This window comes from Herbaspirillum lusitanum P6-12 (assembly GCF_000256565.1).
In the GTDB taxonomy this organism is placed as follows: Bacteria; Pseudomonadota; Gammaproteobacteria; order Burkholderiales; family Burkholderiaceae_D; genus Herbaspirillum; species Herbaspirillum lusitanum.
This window is the reverse complement of sequence record NZ_AJHH01000765.1, coordinates 1-1,230: the sequence shown is the minus strand read 5'-3', so window position 1 is coordinate 1,230 and position 1,230 is coordinate 1. Positions and strand designations below refer to the sequence as shown.

The window sequence follows — 1,230 nt, the reverse complement described above, 5'->3', positions numbered from 1 at the left end:
ACAAACCGGCCGTTTGACCGGCGGGGCTTTTTACATCGAGGGTCGCGACTGGCGAACTATTTCAGTTCTTAAACCAGTGTCAGCGTCACGTTGATGTTGCCGCGTGTGGCGTTCGAGTATGGGCAGACTTGATGCGCCTTCTCGATCAGCGATTGCGCAACGGCGCGGTCCAGGCCCGGCAGCGAAATGTTCAGTGCCGCTTCGATGCCGAAGCCGCCCGGAAGGGTGCCGATGCCGACGGTGCCGGTGATGCTGGTGTCGGCAGGAATGGCGATCTTTTCCTGGCCGCCGACGAACTTGATCGCACCCAGGAAGCAGGCCGAATAGCCGGCTGCGAACAGCTGTTCAGGATTGGTGCCGTTGCCGCCTGCGCCGCCCAGTTCCTTCGGGGTGCTCAGCTTGATGTCCAGGACGCCGTCAGACGACTTGGCAGAGCCTTCACGCCCGCCGGTTGCAGTTGCGGTTGCTTGGTAGAGTGCTTTTTCGATTTTCATTTTGTTTCCTTTCGAGTGGTTCAGAAGAAGATGCGGGGAGGCATCGATTATTGGTTGTAAATCAGGGTTCAACCCAGGGTAAAAAATTCATTTAAATCCCAAACGGTGCAAACTGCAAGGAATTTAAATTTCAAACAATAAAATTGCTAACAATATAAATAATAAACGAGTAAAACCTTGTACGACTGCTCTCGCAAACACCGGAAGCGCACAACTGCAATCAAGAATCTTCGGCGCCGTCCAGCAAGCCCTTGCGCAGGCCTTTCAGTTGCTCGCGCAGGTTGGCAACTTGCTCCAGCGGCGGCAAGGCGCACATCAGCCGCTCCGGCACCGCCATCGCCCGCTTGCGCAGGGCGCGGCCATCCTGGCTGAGCCTGACCACGACGCGACGCTCATCTTCGGTGTCGCGGGCGCGATGCAGCAAACCCATCGCTTCCATGCGCTTCAACAACGGCGTCAGCGTGCCCGAGTCGAGGAACAGCTTGCCGCCCAGGTCGGACACGGTGACTTCGTCCTTTTCCCACAAGACCAGCATGACCAGGTATTGCGGATAAGTGATGTCGAGGTCCTTCAGCAACTTCTTGTAGACCTTGGTCATCGCCAACGACGCCGAATACATGGCGAAGCACAATTGATTTTCAAGCATCAGGGCCTGATCAATCGCTGCTGCGTTCTTCGATGTGTTTGCGTTTGCCATGGATTGAATAATACATAGTCAAAAATTAAAAAAAAAAAA

General features: G+C 54.8%; 2 protein-coding genes. Both read right to left on the bottom strand.

What is annotated here, in order from left to right:
- Positions 1 to 68: 68 nt before the first annotated feature.
- A complete protein-coding gene (locus tag HLUSI_RS0124675; protein WP_016836474.1) occupies positions 69 to 494 on the bottom strand; it encodes an organic hydroperoxide resistance protein in 426 nt (141 codons plus the stop codon).
- A 220-nt stretch (positions 495 to 714) separates the two neighbouring features.
- Positions 715 to 1,191, bottom strand: coding sequence for a MarR family winged helix-turn-helix transcriptional regulator (locus HLUSI_RS0124670; protein WP_016836473.1), 477 nt, complete (start codon positions 1,189 to 1,191; stop codon positions 715 to 717).
- Positions 1,192 to 1,230 lie beyond the last annotated feature (39 nt).